At 71.3% G+C, this 19,959-nt stretch carries 17 protein-coding genes; 12 read left to right on the top strand and 5 right to left on the bottom strand.

Annotated features, from left to right (window positions below; translation table 11 throughout):
* Positions 1-8: 8 nt before the first annotated feature.
* On the bottom strand, positions 9-1,898 hold the full coding sequence (locus DJ021_RS08345) for a monovalent cation:proton antiporter-2 (CPA2) family protein (RefSeq protein ID WP_111457106.1): 1,890 nt from the start codon (positions 1,896-1,898) through the stop codon (positions 9-11).
* A gap of 168 nt (positions 1,899-2,066) precedes the next feature.
* On the opposite strand from DJ021_RS08345, the gene DJ021_RS08350 reads away from it, so the two are divergent.
* The 3 genes from DJ021_RS08350 (at position 2,067) to msrA (ending at position 4,090) form a co-directional block, all read left to right on the top strand.
* Positions 2,067-2,786: a CoA transferase subunit A gene (locus DJ021_RS08350; protein ID WP_111457107.1), complete on the top strand. Its 720-nt coding sequence runs from the start codon at positions 2,067-2,069 to the stop codon at positions 2,784-2,786.
* Complete coding sequence (locus DJ021_RS08355) at positions 2,786-3,439, top strand: 3-oxoacid CoA-transferase subunit B (RefSeq protein WP_111457108.1); 654 nt, start codon at positions 2,786-2,788, stop codon at positions 3,437-3,439. Before DJ021_RS08350 ends, DJ021_RS08355 begins: the two co-directional genes overlap by 1 nt.
* 72 nt (positions 3,440-3,511) lie before the next feature.
* On the top strand, positions 3,512-4,090 hold the full coding sequence (gene msrA / locus DJ021_RS08360) for a peptide-methionine (S)-S-oxide reductase MsrA (protein ID WP_111457109.1): 579 nt from the start codon (positions 3,512-3,514) through the stop codon (positions 4,088-4,090).
* On the opposite strand, the gene DJ021_RS08365 is transcribed toward msrA, so the two are convergent.
* Positions 4,065-5,612 (bottom strand): ArnT family glycosyltransferase, encoded by a 1,548-nt coding sequence (locus DJ021_RS08365; RefSeq protein ID WP_111457110.1) that lies wholly within the window; start codon positions 5,610-5,612, stop codon positions 4,065-4,067. The two genes, msrA and DJ021_RS08365, sit on opposite strands and share 26 nt — an antisense overlap.
* Before the next feature lie 210 nt (positions 5,613-5,822).
* On the opposite strand from DJ021_RS08365, the gene DJ021_RS08370 reads away from it, so the two are divergent.
* The 4 genes from DJ021_RS08370 to DJ021_RS08385 all read left to right on the top strand — a co-directional run bounded on the left by DJ021_RS08370 (position 5,823) and on the right by DJ021_RS08385 (position 11,722).
* On the top strand, positions 5,823-9,203 hold the full coding sequence (locus DJ021_RS08370; protein WP_111457111.1) for a TonB-dependent receptor: 3,381 nt from the start codon (positions 5,823-5,825) through the stop codon (positions 9,201-9,203).
* Positions 9,204-9,318: 115 nt separating this feature from the next.
* Entirely contained in the window at positions 9,319-10,320 is a 1,002-nt protein-coding gene (locus tag DJ021_RS08375; RefSeq protein ID WP_111459028.1) for an agmatine deiminase family protein, read from the top strand.
* Positions 10,320-11,198, top strand: coding sequence for an N-carbamoylputrescine amidase (gene aguB, locus DJ021_RS08380; RefSeq protein ID WP_111457112.1), 879 nt, complete (start codon positions 10,320-10,322; stop codon positions 11,196-11,198). The genes DJ021_RS08375 and aguB overlap by 1 nt, the downstream gene beginning before the upstream one ends.
* Positions 11,195-11,722, top strand: a complete 528-nt coding sequence (locus DJ021_RS08385; RefSeq protein WP_111457113.1) for a GNAT family N-acetyltransferase — start codon at positions 11,195-11,197, stop codon at positions 11,720-11,722. Before aguB ends, DJ021_RS08385 begins: the two co-directional genes overlap by 4 nt.
* Before the next feature lie 169 nt (positions 11,723-11,891).
* Here the strand turns inward: DJ021_RS08385 and DJ021_RS08390 are convergent, their stop codons facing one another.
* Entirely contained in the window at positions 11,892-12,776 is an 885-nt protein-coding gene (locus DJ021_RS08390) for a MaoC/PaaZ C-terminal domain-containing protein (RefSeq protein ID WP_111457114.1), read from the bottom strand.
* Between the two features lie 193 nt (positions 12,777-12,969).
* Here DJ021_RS08390 and DJ021_RS08395 point away from each other — a divergent pair, with 193 nt between their 5' ends.
* Positions 12,970-13,764 carry a SapC family protein gene (locus tag DJ021_RS08395; protein ID WP_111457115.1) on the top strand — a complete coding sequence of 265 codons (795 nt, stop codon included), beginning with the start codon at positions 12,970-12,972 and terminating at the stop codon, positions 13,762-13,764.
* A gap of 3 nt (positions 13,765-13,767) precedes the next feature.
* On the opposite strand, the gene DJ021_RS08400 is transcribed toward DJ021_RS08395, so the two are convergent.
* Positions 13,768-14,160 carry a hotdog family protein gene (locus tag DJ021_RS08400; protein ID WP_111457116.1) on the bottom strand — a complete coding sequence of 131 codons (393 nt, stop codon included), beginning with the start codon at positions 14,158-14,160 and terminating at the stop codon, positions 13,768-13,770.
* A 141-nt stretch (positions 14,161-14,301) separates the two neighbouring features.
* Between DJ021_RS08400 and DJ021_RS08405 the strand changes: the two genes are divergently transcribed.
* The 4 genes from DJ021_RS08405 (at position 14,302) to DJ021_RS08420 (ending at position 19,412) form a co-directional block, all read left to right on the top strand.
* On the top strand, positions 14,302-16,458 hold the full coding sequence (locus DJ021_RS08405; protein ID WP_111457117.1) for a protein-disulfide reductase DsbD family protein: 2,157 nt from the start codon (positions 14,302-14,304) through the stop codon (positions 16,456-16,458).
* 4 nt (positions 16,459-16,462) lie between these two features.
* The gene (locus tag DJ021_RS08410; RefSeq protein WP_111457118.1) at positions 16,463-17,089 is read left to right on the top strand and encodes a redoxin domain-containing protein; all 627 of its coding nucleotides are present in this window, start codon (positions 16,463-16,465) and stop codon (positions 17,087-17,089) included.
* A gap of 24 nt (positions 17,090-17,113) precedes the next feature.
* Positions 17,114-18,727, top strand: coding sequence for a glucose-6-phosphate isomerase (gene pgi / locus DJ021_RS08415; protein WP_111457119.1), 1,614 nt, complete (start codon positions 17,114-17,116; stop codon positions 18,725-18,727).
* A 139-nt stretch (positions 18,728-18,866) separates the two neighbouring features.
* Positions 18,867-19,412, top strand: a complete 546-nt coding sequence (locus DJ021_RS08420; protein WP_111457120.1) for a hypothetical protein — start codon at positions 18,867-18,869, stop codon at positions 19,410-19,412.
* Between the two features lie 7 nt (positions 19,413-19,419).
* On the opposite strand, the gene DJ021_RS08425 is transcribed toward DJ021_RS08420, so the two are convergent.
* Positions 19,420-19,842 carry a Spy/CpxP family protein refolding chaperone gene (locus tag DJ021_RS08425; RefSeq protein ID WP_165837151.1) on the bottom strand — a complete coding sequence of 141 codons (423 nt, stop codon included), beginning with the start codon at positions 19,840-19,842 and terminating at the stop codon, positions 19,420-19,422.
* Positions 19,843-19,959 lie beyond the last annotated feature (117 nt).

A 19,959-nucleotide genomic window follows, 5' to 3' on the forward strand; every position in this document is an offset into this window, starting at 1 on the left:
CGCCGTTTCTACACGTCCTCGCGGTCGCCCTCCACCCGGGCGAGCGCGTCGCGGGCCCGTGCGGCCTCGGCCCCGTCCTCCTCCGCGGCGATGCGCGCCATCTCCGCCCGCAGCAGCTTCTCCATGGTCTGGCGTGAGGCGACGGTGGCGGAGATGTAGCGTTCCTGCTCGCCGTAGGCCGGCTGCAGCTGCTTGAACAGCACCAGGTCCTGGTCGCGGAACAGGTTGGCCGCCCGCGCGGCGAACCGCTCCGACTGGCCGAGCCGCACCAGCGCCCGGCGGCCGAAGTTCAGTGCGCCCTCGAAGGTCTCGCGCTCGACTTCCCGCGAGCCGGCCTTCAGCAGTTCGTAGGCGTGCGGCCGGTCGAAGGCGCGGGCCAGGATCGTCAGCTGCGGGAAGGCCTCCGCGGCCGCCGCCACCAGCTGCAGGGCCTTGTCGCGGTCGTCGATGGCCACCAGCAACAGCTTGGCCTTCTCGATGCCGGCGGTGCGCAGCAGGTCCAGGCGCGTGGCGTCGCCGTAGTGCACCCGCCAGCCGAAGCGGCGGATCAGGTCGATCTGCTCGATGCTGGAATCCAGCAGCACCACCTTGAAGTTGTTGGCCATCAACAGGCGGGTGGCGATCTGCCCGAAGCGGCCGAAGCCGGCCACGATGACGTCGGGATCGCCTTCGTCGAAGGGCAGGCGCTCGGGCTCGGCGTGCTGCTGCGGGCGGGCGAGCACGAAGCGTTCGTGGGCGGCGAGCGCGAACGGCGTCAGCGCCATGGAGAGCGCCACCACGGCGGTCAGCAGCTTCACCATCTCGGCGTCCATCACCAGGGCGCCGCCGGCGAAGCCCAGCAGCACGAAGGCGAATTCCCCGCCCTGCGCCAGCGCCACCGCGGTGGTCGCCGCGTCGCGCGACGACCGGCGGAACAGCCGGCCGGCGGCGTACATGGCCAGCGCCTTGACCAGCATCAGGCCCAGCACCAGGCCGATCAGCAACAGCGGCCTCGCGCCGATCACCGAGAAGTCCAGGCCGGCGCCGACGGTGATGAAGAACAGGCCGAGCAGCAGGCCGCGGAACGGCTCGATGTCGGTCTCCAGCTCGCGGCGGAACTCGCTCTCCGCCAGCACCACCCCGGCCAGGAAGGCGCCCAGCGCCGGCGACAGGCCGACCAGCTCCATCAGCGCCGCCACCGCCACCACCAGCAGCAGGGCCGAGGCGGTGAAGATCTCCCGCAGGCGCGCGGCGGCGATGAACCGGAACAGCGGCTGCGTCAGGTAGCGCCCGCCGACCACGACCGCGGCCACCGCGGCCAGCACCGCCAGCGCCCGGGCCCAGCCGGGCAGGGCGTCCAGCATGCCGGCGTCGTGCGCCGTCGCGCCGGCCGCGCTCCCCTGCGGCGTCAGCAGCGGCAAGAGGGCGAACAGCGGGATCACCGCCAGGTCCTGGAACAGCAGCACCCCGAACGAGGCCTCGCCGACGGGCCCCTGGCGCAGGCCCTTCTCCTCCAGGCTCTGCAGCACGATGGCGGTGGAGGACATGGCCAGGATCAGGCCGGCGGCCACGGCGGTGCGCCAGTCCAACCCAAAGGCCATGGCGGCTGCGGCCACGAGGGCCGCCGTGCCGAGCATCTGGGCCAGGCCCAGGCCGAAGATCGAGGTGCGCATGCGCCACAGCAGCGCCGGGCGCACCTCCAGGCCGATCAGGAACAGCAGGATGACCACGCCGAACTCGGCGAAGCGCATCACGTCGCCCTGCGGCCCGACCAGGTTGAGCAGGAAGGGTCCGACCAGCACCCCGGCGATCAGGTAGCCCAGCACCGAGCCCAGCCCCAGCCGCTTGGCGATCGGCACCGAGACCACGCCGGCGGCGAGGTAGACCAGCGCCTGGATGAGGAGCGAGTGGCTGTTCATCGGCCTAGGGTAGGGGCGCGGGGCGCGGGGCGGGAGTCATGGCCGCACTATGGAGCGTCCCTTCGCCCCGCGCGCACGGATTTCTTCGCCGCGGGGAAAGTTCACCTCTTGGTGAATTTCTTGCGCGGCGGTGTTCTCAAGCCGCGATTTCGAGCGTAAAGGCCGAGCATGGTCAGCAAGCTACAGACAAGCGCCGCGGACGCCCTGGCAGGGGTCCTGTTCGACGGCATGACGATCATGGCAGGCGGCTTCGGCCTCTGCGGGATCCCCGAGAACCTGATCGCCGCGATCCGCGACGCCGGCGTCAAGGACCTGACGGTGGTCTCCAACAACTGCGGGGTCGACGGCTTCGGGCTCGGCGTGCTGCTGGCCGGCGGCCAGATCCGCAAGATGATCTCGTCCTATGTCGGCGAGAACAAGCTGTTCGCCGAGCTCTACCTCTCCGGCCAGCTGGAGCTGGAGTTCAACCCGCAGGGCACGCTGGCCGAGCGCATCCGCGCCGGCGGCGCCGGCATCCCGGCGTTCTTCACCAAGACCGGCGTCGGCACCCTGGTGGCCGAGGGCAAGGAAGTCCGCGAGTTCGACGGCGAGATGTACGTGATGGAGCGCGGGCTGACCGCCGACCTCGCCATCGTCAAGGCCTGGAAGGGCGACCACGAGGGCAACCTCGTCTATCGGCGCACGGCGCGGAACTTCAATCCGATGATGGCCACCGCCGGCAAGGTGACGGTCGCCGAGGTCGAGGTGCTGGTGGAGACCGGCGCCCTCGACAAGGACAACATCCACACCCCGGGCATCTACGTCGACCGCATCCTCAAGGGGCCGGTCTACGAGAAGCGGATCGAACAGCTGACCACCCGCAAGCGCGAAGAAGAGGCGGCCGTCTGATGCCCTGGACCCGTGACCAGATGGCGGCCCGCGCCGCCACCGAGCTGCGCGACGGCTTCTACGTGAACCTCGGCATCGGCATCCCGACGCTGGTGGCCAACTACATCCCCGCCGGCATGTCGGTGACCCTGCAGAGCGAGAACGGCATGCTCGGCATGGGCCCGTTCCCCTACGAGGGCGAGGCCGACCCGGACCTGATCAACGCCGGCAAGCAGACCATCACCGAACTGGACTCGTCGTCCTACTTCTCCAGCGCCGACTCGTTCGCGATGATCCGCGGCGGCCACATCGACCTCTCCATCCTGGGGGCCATGCAGGTGGCCGCCAACGGCGACCTCGCCAACTGGATGGTGCCGGGCAAGATGGTGAAGGGCATGGGCGGGGCCATGGACCTGGTGGCCGGCGTCAAGCGCGTGGTGGTGGTCATGGAGCACACCGAGAAGTCCGGCGCGCCCAAGCTGGTCAAGGCCTGCTCCCTGCCGCTCACCGGCCAGGGCGTGGTCGACCTGGTGGTCACCGAGCTCGGCGTCTTCGAGGTCAATCGCGGCAAGAGCCCGCTGGCCCTGCTGGAGCTGGCCCCCGGCGTCGCCCTCGACGAGGTGCAGGCCAAGACCGAGGCGCCGTTCGAAGTGAAGGCCCAGGCCGCCGCCTGACCCTGGCGAACCGCCCGCCCACGCCTACCTATGGCGGGTGACTCCCCGCCTCACGCGTGACAGGCTGACCCCATGAAGACGCGCCTTTTCGCGGCCCTCGCCGCCACCGCCCTGTTGAGCGCCAACGCCGCGCCCGCCGCCGGCGCCCTGAAGACCGCGGTGTTCGCCGGTGGCTGCTTCTGGTCGGCCCAGCACGACATCGAGCACACGCCGGGCGTGAAGGCGGTGGTGGTGGGCTACGCCGGCGGCTCGCGCCAGCACCCCAGCTACCAGGACCACGAAGGCTTCCTGGAATCGGTCAAGGTCACCTACGACCCGGCCCAGATCAGCTATCCGCAGTTGGTCGACGCCTTCTTCCACCACATCGACCCCACCGACGCCGGCGGCCAGATCTGCGACCAGGGGCCGTCCTACCAGACCGCCGTCTTCGTCGCCGATCCCCAGGAGCGGCAGGCGGCGGAGGCCGTGAAGGCCAGGGTCGCCAAGACGCTCGGCAAGCCGGTCGCCACCCGCGTGCTGCCGGCCGGCACGTTCTGGATGGGCGAGGGCTACCACCAGGACTACGCGCGCAAGAACCCGGCCAGCTACATGGCCTATCGCATCGGCTGCGGCCGCGACGCCCGCCTCAAGGCGGTGTGGTCCGGACACTGACCGGCGGCCGCGGGCGGGGCCGGAATCCCTCGCCTATGAACATCACCACCCGGCGCTTGTGCTTGCGGTCCAGGGTGACGCTGTCGATCTCCGGGCCCGACACCTTGGTGAAATCGGCCGCCATCTGGTCGCGGAACCAGCCCTCGTCGGCCGCGGCCAGCACCCGCTGGCCGTCGGCCGGGGTGAGCGGCGCGCTGGCCTTCGCCTGGTTCTGCGGCGCGCCGGCGCTCGTCCAGGCGCGCAACGGTGGGTTGAGAGGGTCGCGGAAGAAGTCGCGGCCGTAGTAGGCCACGGAATAATAGAGGAAGCGGTTGTTGACGGCGATGGCGCTGAGCCCCTGGCCGCGCTCTTCGCGCGCGCGGTCGAGGATCAGTTGCGTGGTCTGGCTCCAGCCCTTCGCGCGTTTGAAGGCGCTTGCCAGCCCGAGCGGCTCGGCGGTCCTCGGCGCCAGGATGATGGTGACGAAGAGCGCGGCTGCCAGGCCCTGCAGCACCAGCGCGGCAGCCAGCCACCGCCGCGCCCGCCAGCGCATCAGCCACGCTGCGGCCAGCACCGCGCCCGGCAGGTAGCTCGCGCCCGACCCGTTGGCGTGGGCGCGGCTGACGAACGACTGCACGCTGACGATCGCCAGCGGCGGCAGGATGAAGCAGAGCAGCAGCAGGTCGGCCGGCTCGATCCGCCGCCGCCGCGCCGCCAGCGCGCCGCCGACCATCAGGGCGCCCAGCGGGATCGGCCCGAACACGATGAGCTGGGCCCCGAGGAAGCGGGCGAGACCGGCGCCGTTCATCAGGTCGTCGGCGGCCCAGTTGGCGTTGGCGAGCGTGTGGCGCAGGGTGGCGAAGCCGTGGGCGGCGTTCCAGCCCAGGTTCGGCGCCAGGACCGCGCCGAGGCTGGCCAGGCAGAGGATCGCCGAGGCTGGCGTCCAGGCCCGCCGCGCCTCCCGCGACAGCGCCAGGTGCAGCGCGACGCCGATCACCGCGTAGACCGCGGCGTACTCGCTGAGGAAGGCCAGGCCCAGCGCCGCGCCCAGGCCGGCGGCGAGCAGCAGCCGCGCCCGGCCCTGGGCCGGCTGCAGCGCCACATAGGCCAGGATGCTCAGCCCCAGGAAGAACAGCAGCGGCGCGTCGGTGGCGATGACGCTGGCGGAAAGCTGGATCGCCGGCACCAGCGCGTAGAGCGCGGCGGCGGCGAGCGCCGCCGCGCCGCCGTAGAGCCGACGGCCGATGGCGAACACCAGCAGCGTCGCCCCGCCCTGGAGCAGCGGCGCGGCCAGTCGCACCCAGGGCTCGGCGTCGCCCCCCAGATGGGTGGTGGCCCAGATCGTCCAGGCGACCATCGGCGGCTCGGAATGATAGCCGAAGGCCAGCGTCCGCGACCAAAGCCAGTACTGGGCCTCGTCCGGATGAAGCTCGAGCGGCGTACGGAACAGGACGAAGACGCGGACGACGGTCAGCGCCAGCGTCATCATCAACGCCGCCCGCAGGTCCGCGTCGGGCGCACGTTTCGTGGCCGGGGCCGTCATCGCATCTCCTTCGGGCGCCGCGACCGTATGCACGTTATGCGGGCTGCAAAGCCACACCTGCGGCGAATTGTGGCGACATTGTCCGGCGTGTCGCCGGGGTAACAAAACCGTCACCCACAACTCCAGATTCCACGTTATATGCCTTGTTTATGACTTAAAGGGTTCGGTCAGGGGCGCCGTCCTCCCGGGTCTGTGGGAAGGGGATCTTTTATGAAGCTCAATTTCAGCCGCGCGCTTTGCGCGACGACGGCGCTTGTCTGCGTCATGTCCAGCGCGGCGCACGCGCAGGAAACGACGTCCGCCGTGCACGGCACGGTCACCGCCAACGGCAAGCCGGTCGCCGGCGCCATGGTGCAGCTGGTCCACACGCCGTCGGGCACCCGCGCCGTCACCTCGACGGAAGCCGGCGGTGTGTTCGACGCCCGCGGCCTGCGGGTCGGCGGTCCCTATACGGTCACCGTCACCGGCCGGGGCCTGCCGCCCAGGACGTTGCAGAACGTCTTCCTGGAAGTGGGCAAGACCAGCGACGTCGAGGTCGACCTCTCGGGCGCCAATGAAGTCGAGGAGCTGGTGGTCACCGCCGCCGGCACGAAGGATTCGGACCAGGGCCCCAAGACGGTGCTGAACCGTCAGGCGATCCAGGAAGTGGTCAGCATCAACCGCGACCCGCGTGACCTGGCGCGGCGCGACATGCTGGTGATGCAGGACCTGAACGGCAGCACCCGTATCGGCGTGAACTCCGGCGGCGTCTCCATCGCCGGCTCCAACCCCCGCTACAACCGCATCGCCGTGGACGGGGTGTCGGCGCAGGACAACTTCGGCCTCAACCAGGGCGGCCTCACCACCGCCCGGGGGCCGGTCACCATGGACGCCATCGAGCAGTTCTCCGTGGCGGCGGTGCCGACCGATGTCGAGAACGGCGACTTCGTGGGCGGCGCCATGAACATGGTGCTGCGCTCCGGCGGCAACCAGTTCCACGGCGTGCTGTTCGACAACTACCTGAACGACGGCCTGGTAGGCACCAAGACCGAGACCGTGAAGGTCCCGTCCAACATCCACCAGAAGAACTGGGGCGCCTTCATCTCGGGCCCGATCTGGCGGGACCGCCTGTTCTTCGCGGCGTCCTATGAGACCTACGAGACGGTCGGCGTGACCCAGTACGGCGTTCCCGGCTCCGGGGCGCCCAACATCTTCAGCAACAACGGCACCCAGGCGACCATCGACGCCGTCACCGGCGCGTTCAACGGCTACGCCAGCAAGTTCAACACCCTGGGGATCGCCGCCACCACCCCGGTGATGGACAAGAAGTACTCGGGCAAGATCGACTGGAACATCACCGACCGGCAACGGGCCAGCCTGACCTACCGCTACGCCGAATCCTCCAACGTCAACACCACCTCCCTGGGCGCGACCACCATCCAGCTGGACTCGGGGAGCTACACCAAGTTCGATTCAGACAAGGCCCTCACCTTCGAACTGCATTCCAACTGGACCGATCGCTTCTCGACCTTCTTCAAGGCGACCCAGCGCGAGTTCATGGACTCGCAGACGCCGCCCAGCGGCCAGAACTTCTCGGACGTCCGTGTCTGTTCCGCGCCCACGGGCGACGCCAACCAGCTGATCGGCGGCTGCCAGAACGGCTTTGATCTGGTCAACTTCGGCCCGGACACCTTCCGCCACGCCAATGCGCTCAGCGAAAAGGAACTGCGCTTCCAGCTGACCGGCGAATATTCCATGGCGCCGCACCTGTTCAAATTCGGCGTCCAGGCCCGCCGGGCGCAGCCGCTCGACCTGTTCGTCAACGCCTCGCACGGCATCTACTATTTCGACTCCCTGGCGGACTTCCAGGCGGGCCGGGCCAGCGAGCTGCAGTACCAGAACTCCACCACCGGCAATCCCACCGACGCCCAGTTCAGCACCACCTACTGGACCTATTCGGTGTTCGCCCAGGACACCCTGCAGGTCACCGACGACCTGAAGGTCACGGCCGGCGTGCGGATCGACCGCTACGACGAACCGGACCGCCCGGTGCTCAACCCCAACTTCGTGAACCGCACCGGCTTCACCAACCAGACGACCATCGACGGCCAGCAGGTGGTGATGCCCCGGCTCTCGGCCGAATGGAGGGCCACGCCGGCCCTGACCTTCACCGGCGGGCTGGGCCTGTTCTCCGGCGGCACGCCCGACGTGCTCACCGGCGCGCCGTTCTACAACACCGGCTACACCACCACCTCGGTGGATATCCAACGGGTGGTCAACGCCGCCGGCGCGACCATCGGATACCGGGACGCCGCCAACACCCCGGGCTTCACCAACGCCATCGGCCAGGCCGCCCTGGACAATCTCAACACCAACTCGACCTTCGGCTACCAGATCCCCAGCGTGGTCCAGCAACTGCAGCAGGGCACGCTCACCGGAACCCCGGCCATCCCGCCCCTGGGCGGGGTGATCGCCATGGACCCGGGCTTCCAGATGCCGGCCCAATGGAAGCTGTTCCTCTCCGGCCAATGGGACGTGTGGAACGGCTGGCACCTGTCGGCCGACCTCGTGGCCACCAAGGTGCAGCACGACATCACCTACACCGACATCCGCGCCCAGCCGCTGGTGATCAACGGCGTCCAGCAGTTCCTGCCCGACGGTCGGATCCGCTACGATGGCCTGACCAACGGGGCGGTGCCCGGCAAGACCTCGGTCAACGGCGGCAGCAACAACGACCTGCTCATCACCAACACCGACAAGGGCCACTCCTATACCGCGGCCGTCACCCTCTCGAAGTCCTGGGACTGGGGCGGCGACTTCTCGGTGGGCTACGCCAGGCAGTCCATGCAGGACCTCAGCGCCGGCCTGTTCTTCGGCACCACGGCGGGCTCCCTCTACGGCAGCGTTCCGGCCGGGAACGACCCGAACCACGACTACCTGGGCCGCTCGGTCTACGAGATCCCCAACCGCTACAAGCTGGAGTTCGGCTTCCACCACAACTTCTTCGGGGACAACGAGACCCGGCTCAGCCTGTTCGCCGAGCGTCAGGACGGCCGGCCCTTCGGCTTCACCAGCGGCGACCTGACCGGCGGCCGTGGGCCGGTGTTCGGGGTGACCAAGTCGGCGCAGGCGCTGTACGTGCCGGACTTCGCGGCCGGCCCCAGCCCGACCAATCCCCTGAAGTACGGCATGGTGACCTTCGCCACCGCGGCCGATCTCGCCAACTTCCAGCGCTACGTGACCAACTTCAAGATCCCGACAGGGCTGACCGACAAGTACTCCAACGACAACCCCGCCATCAGCCGGCTCGACCTGTCGCTGAGCCAGCAGCTGCCGACTCTTATCCAGGGTCACAAGCTGCGGGTGCAGTTCGACGTCCGCAACGTCCTCAACCTGCTCAACAGCAACTGGGGCCGCGTCGCCGAGTACTCCGACACCGTGCAGTTGGCCAAGGTCAGCTGCGCCGACGCCAGCGGGGCGGCGGTTCCGGCCCTCACCAGCCCGGTCTGCGTCGGCTACCGCTACTCCAACGTGCCGACCACGGTCAGCAAGTCCACCAACTCGGCGCTGTCCCTCTGGTACGCCCAGATCAGCCTGCGCTACGAGTTCTGATCCCGCGCCTCCGGGCGTGACCAAGGCGAGGGCGGTCCGGCGACGGGCCGCCCTTTTGCTTGACTGCGACTGCGCCCGCGCCCATCTGCGCCCGGCTCTGGTCTTCGAGGTCTGGATGAACACCATCGTTCCCGCCGAATGGGCGCCCCACCGGGCCATGTGGCTGGGTTTCCCCAGCCATGCGGAGCTGTGGGAGGACGACCTCGACGCCGCGCAGGCCGAGGTGGCGGCCCTGGCCCGCGCCCTGGCCGGGCCCGGCGGCGAGCGCGTGCGGCTGATGACCGGCTCCGCCGAAGGGGAGGCGGCGGCCCGGCGGATGCTGGGCGACGTGGCCGGCATCGAGATCGTCCCCGGCGCCTTCGGCGACATCTGGCTGCGCGACACCGGGCCGATCTTCGCCCGCCGCGGCGACGCGCTGGAGGCGCAGGGCTTCCGCTTCAACGGCTGGGGCGGCAAGTACGACCTGCCGCACGACGACACGGTGGCCGAGCAGATCGCCCAGGCGGCCGGCGTCCCGCTGGCTCGGCACGACTTCATCCTCGAGGGCGGGGCGGTCGACCACGACGGCGAGGGCACGGTGCTGACCACCGGCCAGTGCCTGCTGAACCCCAACCGCAATCCCGGCTGGACGGAGGCCGAGGCGGAGGCGGCGCTGGCCGCCAGCCTGGGCGCGAAGACGGTGATCTGGCTGGGCGAGGGGCTGCGCAACGACCACACCGACGGCCATGTCGACAACCTGGCGCGCTTCGTGGCGCCGGGCGTGGTGGCCTGCCCGGTGGCCTGGGGCCGCGGCGACCCGAACGCCGACGCCTATGACGACGCCGCCCGGCGGCTGGCCGGGGCCACCGACGCCACCGGCCGCAAGCTGCAGGTGGTGCGCATCCCCTCGCCGGGCTGGGTCGACGGCGAGCCCGGGCCCATCCCCGCCAGCCACATGAACTTCCTGATCGCCAACAGCGCGGTGATCGTGCCCATCTACGAGGCGCAGCCCGGCCGCTTCGCGGTGCAGGCGCTGGAAGCCCTGTTCCCCGGCCGCACGGTGATCGGCCTGCCGTCGCTGGCGATCCTGACCGGCGGCGGGTCCTTCCACTGCATCACCCAGCAGGAGCCCGCCTGATGACCCGCAAGCTGACGGTGGCGGCGATCCAGACCGCCTACGGCCAGGACCTGCAGGCCAACATCGCCAGGACCGCCGACTTCATCCGCCAGGCCGCCGACAAGGGCGCCAATGTGATCCTGCCGTCGGAGCTGTTCCAGGGCCCGTACTTCTGCGTCGCCCAGGAGGAGCGCTGGTTCAAGGAGGCCCATCCCTGGCGCGAGCACCCCTGCGTCACCGCCCTCGCGCCGCTGGCGCAGGAATTGGGCGTGGTGCTGCCGATCTCGATCTTCGAGCGCGAAGGGCCGCACTATTTCAACAGCCTGGTGATGGTCGACGCCGACGGCTCGCCGATGGGCGTCTACCGCAAGAGCCATATCCCCGACGGGCCGGGCTATATGGAGAAGTACTACTTCCGGCCCGGCGACACCGGCTTCAAGGTCTGGGACACCCGCTTCGGCCGCATCGGCGCGGGCATCTGCTGGGACCAGTGGTACCCGGAGACCGCTCGCGCCATGACCCTGATGGGCGCCGAGGTGCTGCTCTATCCCACCGCCATCGGCTCAGAGCCGCACGACGCCGCCCTGGACACCGCCGCGCCGTGGCGCCGCGCCATGCAGGGTCACGCGGTCTCCAACGTGATTCCCGTCGTGGGCGCCAACCGCATCGGCTTCGAGCCGTGGGCGGACTATCCGAACGGCGGCCAGTCCTTCTACGGCTCCAGCTTCATCGCCGACCACCGCGGCGACCTGGTCGCCGCCTTCGGGCGCGAGGACGAGGGCGCGCTGGTGGCCGAGTTCGACCTCGACTTCCTGGCCACGCACCGCGCCGCCTGGGGCTTCTTCCGCGACCGGCGGACCGACCTCTACGGCGCGCTCTCCCAGCCGCGGCCGGCGTGATCCGCACCCAGCGGCTGATCCTGCGCCGCTGGCGCGAGGCCGACCGCGAGCCCTACGCCGCCATGATGGCCGATCCCGAGGTCGCCGACTGGCTGGGCGGGGTGCTGACCCGCGCCGAGGCCGACGCCCGCCTCGACCGCAGCGAGGCCGCCTTCGAGCAGCACCGGTTCGGCCGCTACGCCCTGGAGCGGCAGGCCGACGGCGCGCTGGTCGGCTACTGCGGGCTGATGCCGGTGGGCGCGGACCTGCCGGAGGCGCCGGGCGTCGAGATCGGCTGGGCGGTGGCCCGCGAGGCCTGGGGTCAGGGCTACGCCCCGGAGGCGGCGCGCGCGGTGCTGGCCGACGCCTTCGGCCGCCTCGGCCTGCCTGAGGTCGTCGCCTACACCACGGTCGGGAATGTCCGTTCCCAGGCGGTCATGCGCCGCGCCGGCTTAGTGCGGGCGCCAGACCGCGACTTCGACCACCCGCTGTTCGCCCCCGGCCACCCCCTGCGCCGGCACCTGGTGTTTGTGGCGCAGCCTTAGGACAGGACCACGTTCAGCTTGAGGCCATGGGTCGCTCCCCTCCCCCTTGCGGGGAGGGGCCGGGGGTGGGGGCGCAGGCTGTGAGTGCGCCGCCCGGTCCCGGAAAGCCGAGCTCACACCCCCTCTCCCAACCCTCTCCCCGCAAGGGGGAGAGGGCTTCGAGGAGGGCCTAGGACCGAAGCACGGTCTTGCCGTTCTTGATCACGGTGGCGCCGCGCGCGTTCACCCGCGCTTCGAAGGAGATCACGCCGCCGTCCTTCCACAGGTCGACGGTGACGGTGTCGCCGGGGAACACCGGGGCGGAGAACCGCGCCTGGTGGCTGAGGATCTGCTCGGGGTCATAGCCGGTGATCGCCTGCAGCACCGCGCGGCAGGTGATCCCGTAGGTGCACAGCCCGTGCAGGATCGGCCGCGGGAAGCCGGCCTGCCGGGCGATCTCGGGATCGGAGTGCAGCGGGTTGCGGTCGCCGTTCAGCCGGTAGAGCAGGGCCTGGTCGGGCCGGGTGTCGATGTCGACGGAGAGGTCGGGCTTGCGCTCCGGCACCGGGTGCGGCTCGGGCGCGCCCTCGGTGGGGCCGCCGAACCCGCCGTCGCCGCGGGCGAAGGTCGAGCCGGTGAGGGTGGCGACCTTCTCGCCCGCCTCGTCGGTCCAGACCGTCTCGTTGACGATCACCGCGCCCTTGTCCTTGCCCTTGTCGTAGGCCCCGATCGTCCGGCTCTCGGCGGTGAAGGTGCCGTAGGTCGGCAGCGGCCGGTGCAGTTCCACCTTCTGCTCGCCGTGCACCACCATCAGGAAGTTGATCTGGCTCTGCCGATGGCCGGGCTTCGGCTCGCTCGGCGCGCGGGTGGCGCGGCCCATGCCCGAGGCCAGCACCGTGGCCGCGGTCGGCACCACCTTCAGGTCCTTCTCGTAGACGAACGGCAGCTCGCGCGCGTCGATCGGATCGCGGCCCATGCCGATGCCCAGCGCATAGAGCATCACGTCCTTGTCACCGTAGGTGAAGGTGCGCGGCGCGGTCTGCTGGTCGAGGATGTCGGGGTAATAGATGGGCATGAAATTCCTCCGGAAGTATCGGCCTCGGCGGCTCTCTGTTTATGGCCAGGATTGAAGCGGCTCGGCCGCCGGCGCGCAAGCCGCGCGTCCAGCGCATTTGCCGCCTCACGCGCTATCGGCTAGAAGCGGCGACTTCGCGCGCGCGGGCCTTGGACCGGCCTCAGGCGCCGCGCTCTTGCTTCGAAGGTTTTCAATGACCACGACCGCCCAGCCCGGCCTCGGCCAGATCTCCGGCAACGTCCTCTTCTACTCGCAGCCCGAGCCGCTCTCCCCGGAGATGCACGGCAAGCTGGGCGTCAAGCGCATGGACGGGCCGTTCGGCTTCGCCAAGGCCGGCCACGCCATCCCGCTGACGGTGGGCGAGTTCCCGCTGGCCGCGGTGACCGGCCCGATCATCTTCGTCGGCGACGAGAAGCTGCCGATCGCCGTGATGGGCCTGAACGCCGGCGACAACATGTTCGTGCAGGACAACGGCCTGTTCGAGCCGGGCGTCTACATCCCGGCCTACGTGCGCCGCTATCCGTTCGTGTTCGCCCAGGACTCCGAAGCCCAGCAGATGGTGCTGTGCATCGACCGCAAGGCCGAGTTCATCGTCGCCGGCGGCGACATGCCGTTCTTCGAGAACGGCAAGCCCAGCGAGTACACCCAGAACTGCATCGAGTTCTGCAACAACTTCGAGATCGAGCGCCAGCGGACGATGAGCTTCGTCCAGCTGCTGAAGGACCTCGACCTGTTCGAGGGCAAGGTCGCCACCTTCACCCCGACCAACCCCGACGGCACGGCGGCCGAGCCGCAGAAGATCGCCGACTACTTCGGCGTCTCGGAAGACAAGCTCAACGCGCTGCCGACCGAGAAGCTGGTGGAGCTGCGCGACAACGGCGCCCTGGCGCAGATCTACGCCCACCTGCTGTCGCTGGTCGGCTGGGACCGCCTGATCGCGCTCGCCCTGACCCGCGGCCCGACCACCCCCGAGGCGGCCAACGCCTAAGTCCTAACGGGCGAAGACGCCTCGGGTCAGGCAGGAGAAGACCAGCCGGCCGGCCTCGTCGAGCAGGTCGTGCTGGCAGATCACGATCCCCTTGCCCTCGCCCACCGGGTCCTTGGCCATCACCGTCATCCGTCCGCGGAGCAGTTCGCCCGCGGGCGGGTTGCGCATCCAGCGCAGGGCGTCGACCCCCAGCCGCTTGGTCTGCGGCCAGGCGGTGTGCGCCACCGCGTCGAGCCGCGCCCAGATCGCGTAGACCATGGAGTCCGGCGCGCCGCGGTCGGCGGCCCAGCCCGGGGTGAAGGCGACGATGAAGGCGGTCAGGGCCTCCGGGTCCACCGCGGCATGGCCCAGGGATACGACCTGGCCGATCTCGATGTCGTCGAACGCGGCTGGCACGGGCGGGCGGCTCCTGGGATGTGGCGAAACGGGGTCCCGGCGATCATGGCCGCGCTGCGCCCGCCAAGTCGAGCCTCGCTTTGCGCAAAGGCGGCCGACAGGCCATATAGCCGCGGAGCGGTTCGGCTCGACGAGGTGACGATGCGGTTTCTGGCAGGCCTGATCGCGGCGCTGGCGATGTTCGCGCCTGGCCTTGTTGGAACGGCCGTGGCCGCGCCCGTGAACACCGGCCATATCGAGGCCGAGCTCGTGCCGCAGGCGCAAGGGATCGCGCCCGGCCAGACGGTCTACGTGGCGCTGCGCCAGAAGATCCAGAAGGGCTGGCACACCTACTGGCGCAATCCCGGCGATTCCGGCGAGGCGACCCGCATCGGCTGGACCCTGCCGGCCGGCTGGCGCGCCGGCGAGATCGTCTGGCCCACCCCGCACCGCCAGCCCACCGGCCCGCTGGTCAACTACGGCTACACCGGCGAGGTGCTGCTGCCCGTGCCGGTCACCGCCCCGGCCGACGCCAGGCCGGGCGAGGCGGCGACGCTGAAGGCCGCCGCCAGCTTCCTGGTCTGCGCCGAAATCTGCGTGCCGGAAGACGCCGTCCTGCAGATCGCCCTGCCGGTCACCGCCGGCCCTGCGCCCGCCGATCCGAAATGGGGTCCGGCCATCGACCGGGCCCTGGCCGCCACGCCGAAGCCCGCGCCGCTCACCGCCGCCTTCGAAAAGCGCGGCGCCGGCGTCGCGCTGGCCATCGCCGGCCCGCCGCTGAAGGGCGCCGACATGGCCGGGGCCTACTTCTATCCCTACGCCGGCACGGTCATCGACCACGCCAAGCCCCAGGGGATCGAGCGCGGCCCCGACGGCCTGACCCTGACGCTCGCCCCCGGCTACGATTTCCAGAAGGGCGCCGGCCCCGCCAAGCTCGACGGCGTCCTGGTGCTCGGCGACCGCGCCTACGAGGTCGCCGCGACGCCCGGCCCGGCGCCCGCCGGCGCCGCCGGCCTCGGGCCGCCGCCGGCCCGGATGGTCGCCGCCGGCGGCGGCGCGAGCCTGGGCCTGGCCTCGGCGGCGCTGTTCGCGCTCCTGGGCGGGCTGATCCTCAACCTGATGCCTTGCGTCTTCCCTGTGCTGGCGATGAAAGCCGCCTCGCTGGCCGGCCATGGGGGCGCCGAGGCGCAGGCCCAGGCCCGACGCCAGGGCCTGGCGTTCGGCGTCGGCGCCGTCGCCACCTTCCTGGCGCTGGCGGGCGGGCTGATCGCCCTGAAAGCGGCGGGTTCGGCCGTCGGCTGGGGCTTCCAGCTGCAGTCGCCGCCGGTGGTGGCCGTGCTGGCGCTGCTGATGCTGGCCGTGGCCCTCGACCTCTCCGGGGTGTTCGAGGTCGGGACGTCGCTGCAGGGCGTCGGCTCCGGCCTCGCCAGCCGCGACGGTCTGGCCGGCGCCTTCTTCACCGGCGCCCTGGCGGTGGTGGTCGCCGCCCCCTGCACGGCGCCGTTCATGGGTCCGGCGCTCGGCTGGGCCCTGACCCAGACGCCGGTCGCCGCGCTCACCGTCTTCCTGGCGTTGGGGATCGGCTTCGCTGCGCCCTTCGTGCTGGTGGCCTTCATCCCCGGCCTGTTGTCGCGCCTGCCGCGGCCCGGCCCGTGGATGGACGTGTTCCGCAAGGCCCTGGCGTTTCCGATGTACGGCGCGGCCGCCTGGCTGGTCTGGGTGCTGGCCCAGCAGAGCGGGCCCGACGGGCTGGCCCGGGTGCTGGCCGCCGCCATCGTCGTGGCGCTCGCCGCCTGGCTGGCCGGCTTCGCCCAGCGCCGCGCCGCCGAGGGCCGCAAGCCCCTGGCCCTCAACGCCGCCGCCGGCCTGCTCGCCGTGCTGGCGCTGACCAGCGCCGTCTGGCCCCGCTACGGCGCGCCGCCCGCCGCCGGCGCCGCCACGCCGGACGCCTCGGAGCTGGCGTCGGAGCCCTACACGCCCGCGCGGCTCGCCGCGCTGCGCGCCGAGGGCCGGCCGGTGTTCGTCAACTACACCGCCGCCTGGTGCGTCAGCTGCCAGGTCAACGACCGCGTGGCGCTCTCCACCAAGGGGGTCGCCGAGGCCGTCAAGCGCAACGGCGTGGTCTACCTGAAGGCCGACTGGACCAACCGCAACGCGGTGATCGCCGCCGACCTCGCCCGCTACGGCCGGGCCGGCGTGCCGCTCTACCTGGTCTATGGCGCCGGCGGCGGGGACGGCGTTATCCTGCCCTCGATCCTGACCGAGGGCGTGGTGGTCAAGGCGTTCGACGCCGCCGCCCGGGGCCACGCGGGAGCCTGAGGGCATGCCGATCCGCCGCCGCACCCTGATCGCCGCCTTCGCCGCCACCGGTGTGGCCGGCGTCGCCGCGCCGGCGTTTGCGGCCCCGACCCTCGGCCAGACCGCGCCGGACTTTCGGGTGAAGGGCGCCGCCGGCCGCGTCCGTTCGCTGGCCGAGTTCCGCGGCAGGACCGTGGTGCTGGAGTGGACCAACAGCGAGTGCCCCTACTGCGCCAAGCACTACGGGTCGGGCGCCATGCAGGCCCTGCAGCGCGCGGCGACCGCCGATGGCGTGGTCTGGCTGACGGTGGCCTCGGCCGGGCCGGGCATGGAGGGCTATTTCACCGCTCCCGCCGCCCAGGCCTGGAAGGCGAAGCAGCATTCCGCCGCCAGCGACATCCTGCTCGACGTCGACAGCCGCATGGCCCGCGCCTACGAAGCCAAGGCGACGCCGCACATGTTCGTCATCGATCCGGCCGGGCGGCTGGCCTACATGGGCGGCATCGACGACCGGCCCTACTGGGATCCGGAAAGCCTGAAGGGCGCCAAGAACTACGTGGCCGCCGCCCTGGCCGACCTCAAGGCCGGCCGGCCGGTGGCCGAGCCCGTGACCCGTCCCTACGGCTGCAGCGTTAAGTACGCGCCAGCCTGATTTTCAGTCTCGAGGGGTTTTCGCTTGTCTCAGCTCGACGCCGCCTGGGCGGCCCTGCACGCCGCCGCCGAGCGCGCCCGTGTCCGCCGCATCGCCGACCTGTTCGCCCTCGAGCCCGACCGGCTGGCGCGCCTGACGCTCGACGCCGCGGGCCTCGAGCTCGACCTCTCCAAACAGCCCTGGTCGCTGCCGGACCTGGAGGAGGCGCTGGACCTCGCCGCCGCCGCCGGCGTCGAAGCCGCGCGCGACCGGCTGTTCGCCGGCGAGGTGGTCAACCGCTCCGAAGGCCGCCCGGCCCTGCACCCGGCGCTCCGGGCGCCCCCCGGCGCCGACTTCAAGGCCGCCGGCGCGCCGGTCTCCGCGGAGGTGGACGCCACCCGCGCCGCCATGCGCGCCTTCGCTGACCAGGTGCGCTCCGGCGCGCTGACCGGCGCCACCGGCAAGCCGTTCCGCGCCATCGTCCACATCGGCATCGGCGGCTCCGATCTCGGCCCCCGGTTGATCTGGGAGGCGCTGCGCCCCCTCCAGCCGCAGATCGAGCTGCGCTTCGCCGCCAACGTCGACCCGGCCGAACTCGCCCAGGCGCTCACCGGCCTCGACCCCGCCGAGACCCTGGTGGTGACGGTCTCCAAGACCTTCACCACCCAGGAGACCCTGACCAACGCCGAGACCGCGCGGGCCTGGCTGCGCGCCAAGCTGGGGCAGGGCGCCGACCGGCATCTGGTGGCGGTCTCCGCCGCGCCGGACAGGGCCCAGGCGTTCGGCGTGCCGGCCGGCCAGGTGTTCGCCTTCTGGGACTGGGTGGGCGGCCGTTATTCGCTGTGGTCGGCGGTGGGCCTGTCCTGCGCCGTGGCGCTGGGCTTCGAGGCCTTCGAGCGGCTGCTGGCCGGGGCCCACGCCATGGACCGGCACTTCGTCGAGGCGCCGCTGGCCGCCAACGCCCCGGTGCTGCTGGCGCTGGCCCACGTCTTCAACCGCAACGGCCTGCAGCGCCCGATCCGCGCGGTGGTGCCCTACGCCCAGCGGCTGCGCCTGTTCGCGCCCTTCCTCCAGCAGCTGGAGATGGAGTCCAACGGCAAGCGGGTGGACGCCGAGGGCCGCCCGGTCGCCCACGCCACCGCCGCCAGCGTGTTCGGCGACGCCGGCACCAACGGCCAGCACGCCTTCTTCCAGCTGCTGCATCAGGGGAGCGACATCGTGCCGGTGGACATCGTCGCCGTGCGCCAGGCCTCGGAGGGCGACCCCGCCGCCCAGACCAAGCTTCTGGCCAACGCCGTCGCCCAGGCCGAAGCCCTCCTGGTCGGCCGCTCCGAAGCCGAGGTCCGCGCCGAGCTTCAGGCCAGGGGCCTCCCGCCGGCCGAGATCGACGCGCTGACCCCGCAGCGGACCTTCCCCGGAAACCGTCCGACCAGCTTCCTCCTGATCGACCGCCTCGATCCCGAGCGGCTCGGCGCCCTGATCGCCCTCTACGAGCACAAGACCTTCGTCGAGGGCGTGCTCTGGGGGATCAACAGCTTCGACCAGTGGGGCGTCGAGCTCGGCAAGACGCTGGCGACGCGGGTGCTGGCCGAGCTGGAGGGCGGGCCGGCCGGCGACCACGATCCTTCCACCGCGGCGCTGATCGCCAGGTTGCGCTGACCGCGTTTCACGGCCTCGCTATCGAGCTGGGCCTTTCCGGCGGGCGGTCCGCAACCTATCTTTTGTCTGCCGCGCACCTCGCCGCGACAGGTACGACCGTCGGCCCTAGTGACCCTCGGCCTCTTGATGGAGGTCTGCTTTGAAAACGATCCTGGCGGCGCTCGCGGGCGCAGCGATCCTGGCGGCGCCGCTGCCGGTACTGGCGCAATCACATGGCGGCGGGAGCGGTTCTCACGGCGGCGGCGGCGGGTTCCACGGCGGCGGTTTCCACGGTGGGCCCGGCCCGGCGGCGATCGGCGGCTATCATCCCGGCGGCGTCCGCCCGGCCTACGGCTCAGGACCGCATTACGGCGATGGCGAGGGCCATTACGCCGGCGGCTATCGCGGCGACCACGGCTATTCGCACTACCGCGGCGGCTATCCCTACTACGCGGGCGGTCTCGGCCTGGGCTTCGCCTTGGGGCTGAACGCCGGCTACGGCCCCTGGTCCTACGGCTCCCCCTGGTACGACTATTACGACGCCCCGTTCTACGGCTACTCCCGGACCGTGACGGTGGAGAACAACACGCCGCCGCCGCCGGTCTATGACGCTGCTCCGCCGGCGCCTGCGGCCCAGGCGGCCCCCGCCTGCGGCTCGTGGTCCTGGGATGCGGCCCGGCAGGCCTACAACTGGGTTCCCTGCTGAGCCGGGGCTAGGGACGCCCGTCCGGCGCGCCGGCCGCCATATTGCTGCGGCCGGGCCCGGCGCCGGGCCCCGCACCGGCCAAGGTGTCCTGGTCGAAGGTCCGCTGCTGATCGACGCTGAGCTGGCCGTAAAAGGCCGTCACCGCCGCGCCTTGGCGCGCGAAATCCGCCTGGTCGGCGGCCATGGTCGCCTGGATCAGGGCGATGCGTCGGGGTGTCGGCACCAGGGGCAGCAACTCGCTCGTGGAACGATGGCGCGCCTCCGCCTGCGGGTCGGGCGCGATGGCCGTGGTGTAGGCCTGCCAGGCGCTTTCCTGCGCCTCGCTCAGGTGCAGGTCGTCGTGCAGCCGGATCAGCTCGGCGTTCACCGCCTGCGGCGCGGCCGCCGCGGCGGAGGCCATCAGGCCGAGACAGAAACCTCCCAGGATCATCCGCCGCATCACGTGGAACCTCGCTAGAAACGCCCCAGGTGTTTATCGCACGCGCCGCCGCGGCGGCGCGACTCGCATTTCGCGGCGGGGGGCGGCGGGAACAACCGCCGCCGGCGG

Source organism: Phenylobacterium hankyongense (assembly GCF_003254505.1).
GTDB lineage: Bacteria > Pseudomonadota > Alphaproteobacteria > Caulobacterales > Caulobacteraceae > Phenylobacterium > Phenylobacterium hankyongense.

Bases quoted from the DNA above. Each gene is read 5' to 3' on its own strand.
- aguB (WP_111457112.1), top strand. From the start codon at position 10,320: ATGACCCGCAAGCTGACGGTGGCGGCGATCCAGACCGCCTACGGCCAG.
- DJ021_RS08395 (WP_111457115.1), top strand. From the start codon at position 12,970: ATGACCACGACCGCCCAGCCCGGCCTCGGCCAGATCTCCGGCAACGTC.
- DJ021_RS08365 (WP_111457110.1), bottom strand. From the start codon at position 5,612: ATGACGGCCCCGGCCACGAAACGTGCGCCCGACGCGGACCTGCGGGCG.
- msrA (WP_111457109.1), top strand. From the start codon at position 3,512: ATGAAGACGCGCCTTTTCGCGGCCCTCGCCGCCACCGCCCTGTTGAGC.
- DJ021_RS08425 (WP_165837151.1), bottom strand. From the start codon at position 19,842: ATGATCCTGGGAGGTTTCTGTCTCGGCCTGATGGCCTCCGCCGCGGCG.
- DJ021_RS08350 (WP_111457107.1), top strand. From the start codon at position 2,067: ATGGTCAGCAAGCTACAGACAAGCGCCGCGGACGCCCTGGCAGGGGTC.
- DJ021_RS08410 (WP_111457118.1), top strand. From the start codon at position 16,463: ATGCCGATCCGCCGCCGCACCCTGATCGCCGCCTTCGCCGCCACCGGT.
- DJ021_RS08355 (WP_111457108.1), top strand. From the start codon at position 2,786: ATGCCCTGGACCCGTGACCAGATGGCGGCCCGCGCCGCCACCGAGCTG.
- DJ021_RS08345 (WP_111457106.1), bottom strand. From the start codon at position 1,898: ATGAACAGCCACTCGCTCCTCATCCAGGCGCTGGTCTACCTCGCCGCC.
- DJ021_RS08405 (WP_111457117.1), top strand. From the start codon at position 14,302: ATGCGGTTTCTGGCAGGCCTGATCGCGGCGCTGGCGATGTTCGCGCCT.
- DJ021_RS08375 (WP_111459028.1), top strand. From the start codon at position 9,319: ATGAACACCATCGTTCCCGCCGAATGGGCGCCCCACCGGGCCATGTGG.
- DJ021_RS08370 (WP_111457111.1), top strand. From the start codon at position 5,823: ATGAAGCTCAATTTCAGCCGCGCGCTTTGCGCGACGACGGCGCTTGTC.
- DJ021_RS08390 (WP_111457114.1), bottom strand. From the start codon at position 12,776: ATGCCCATCTATTACCCCGACATCCTCGACCAGCAGACCGCGCCGCGC.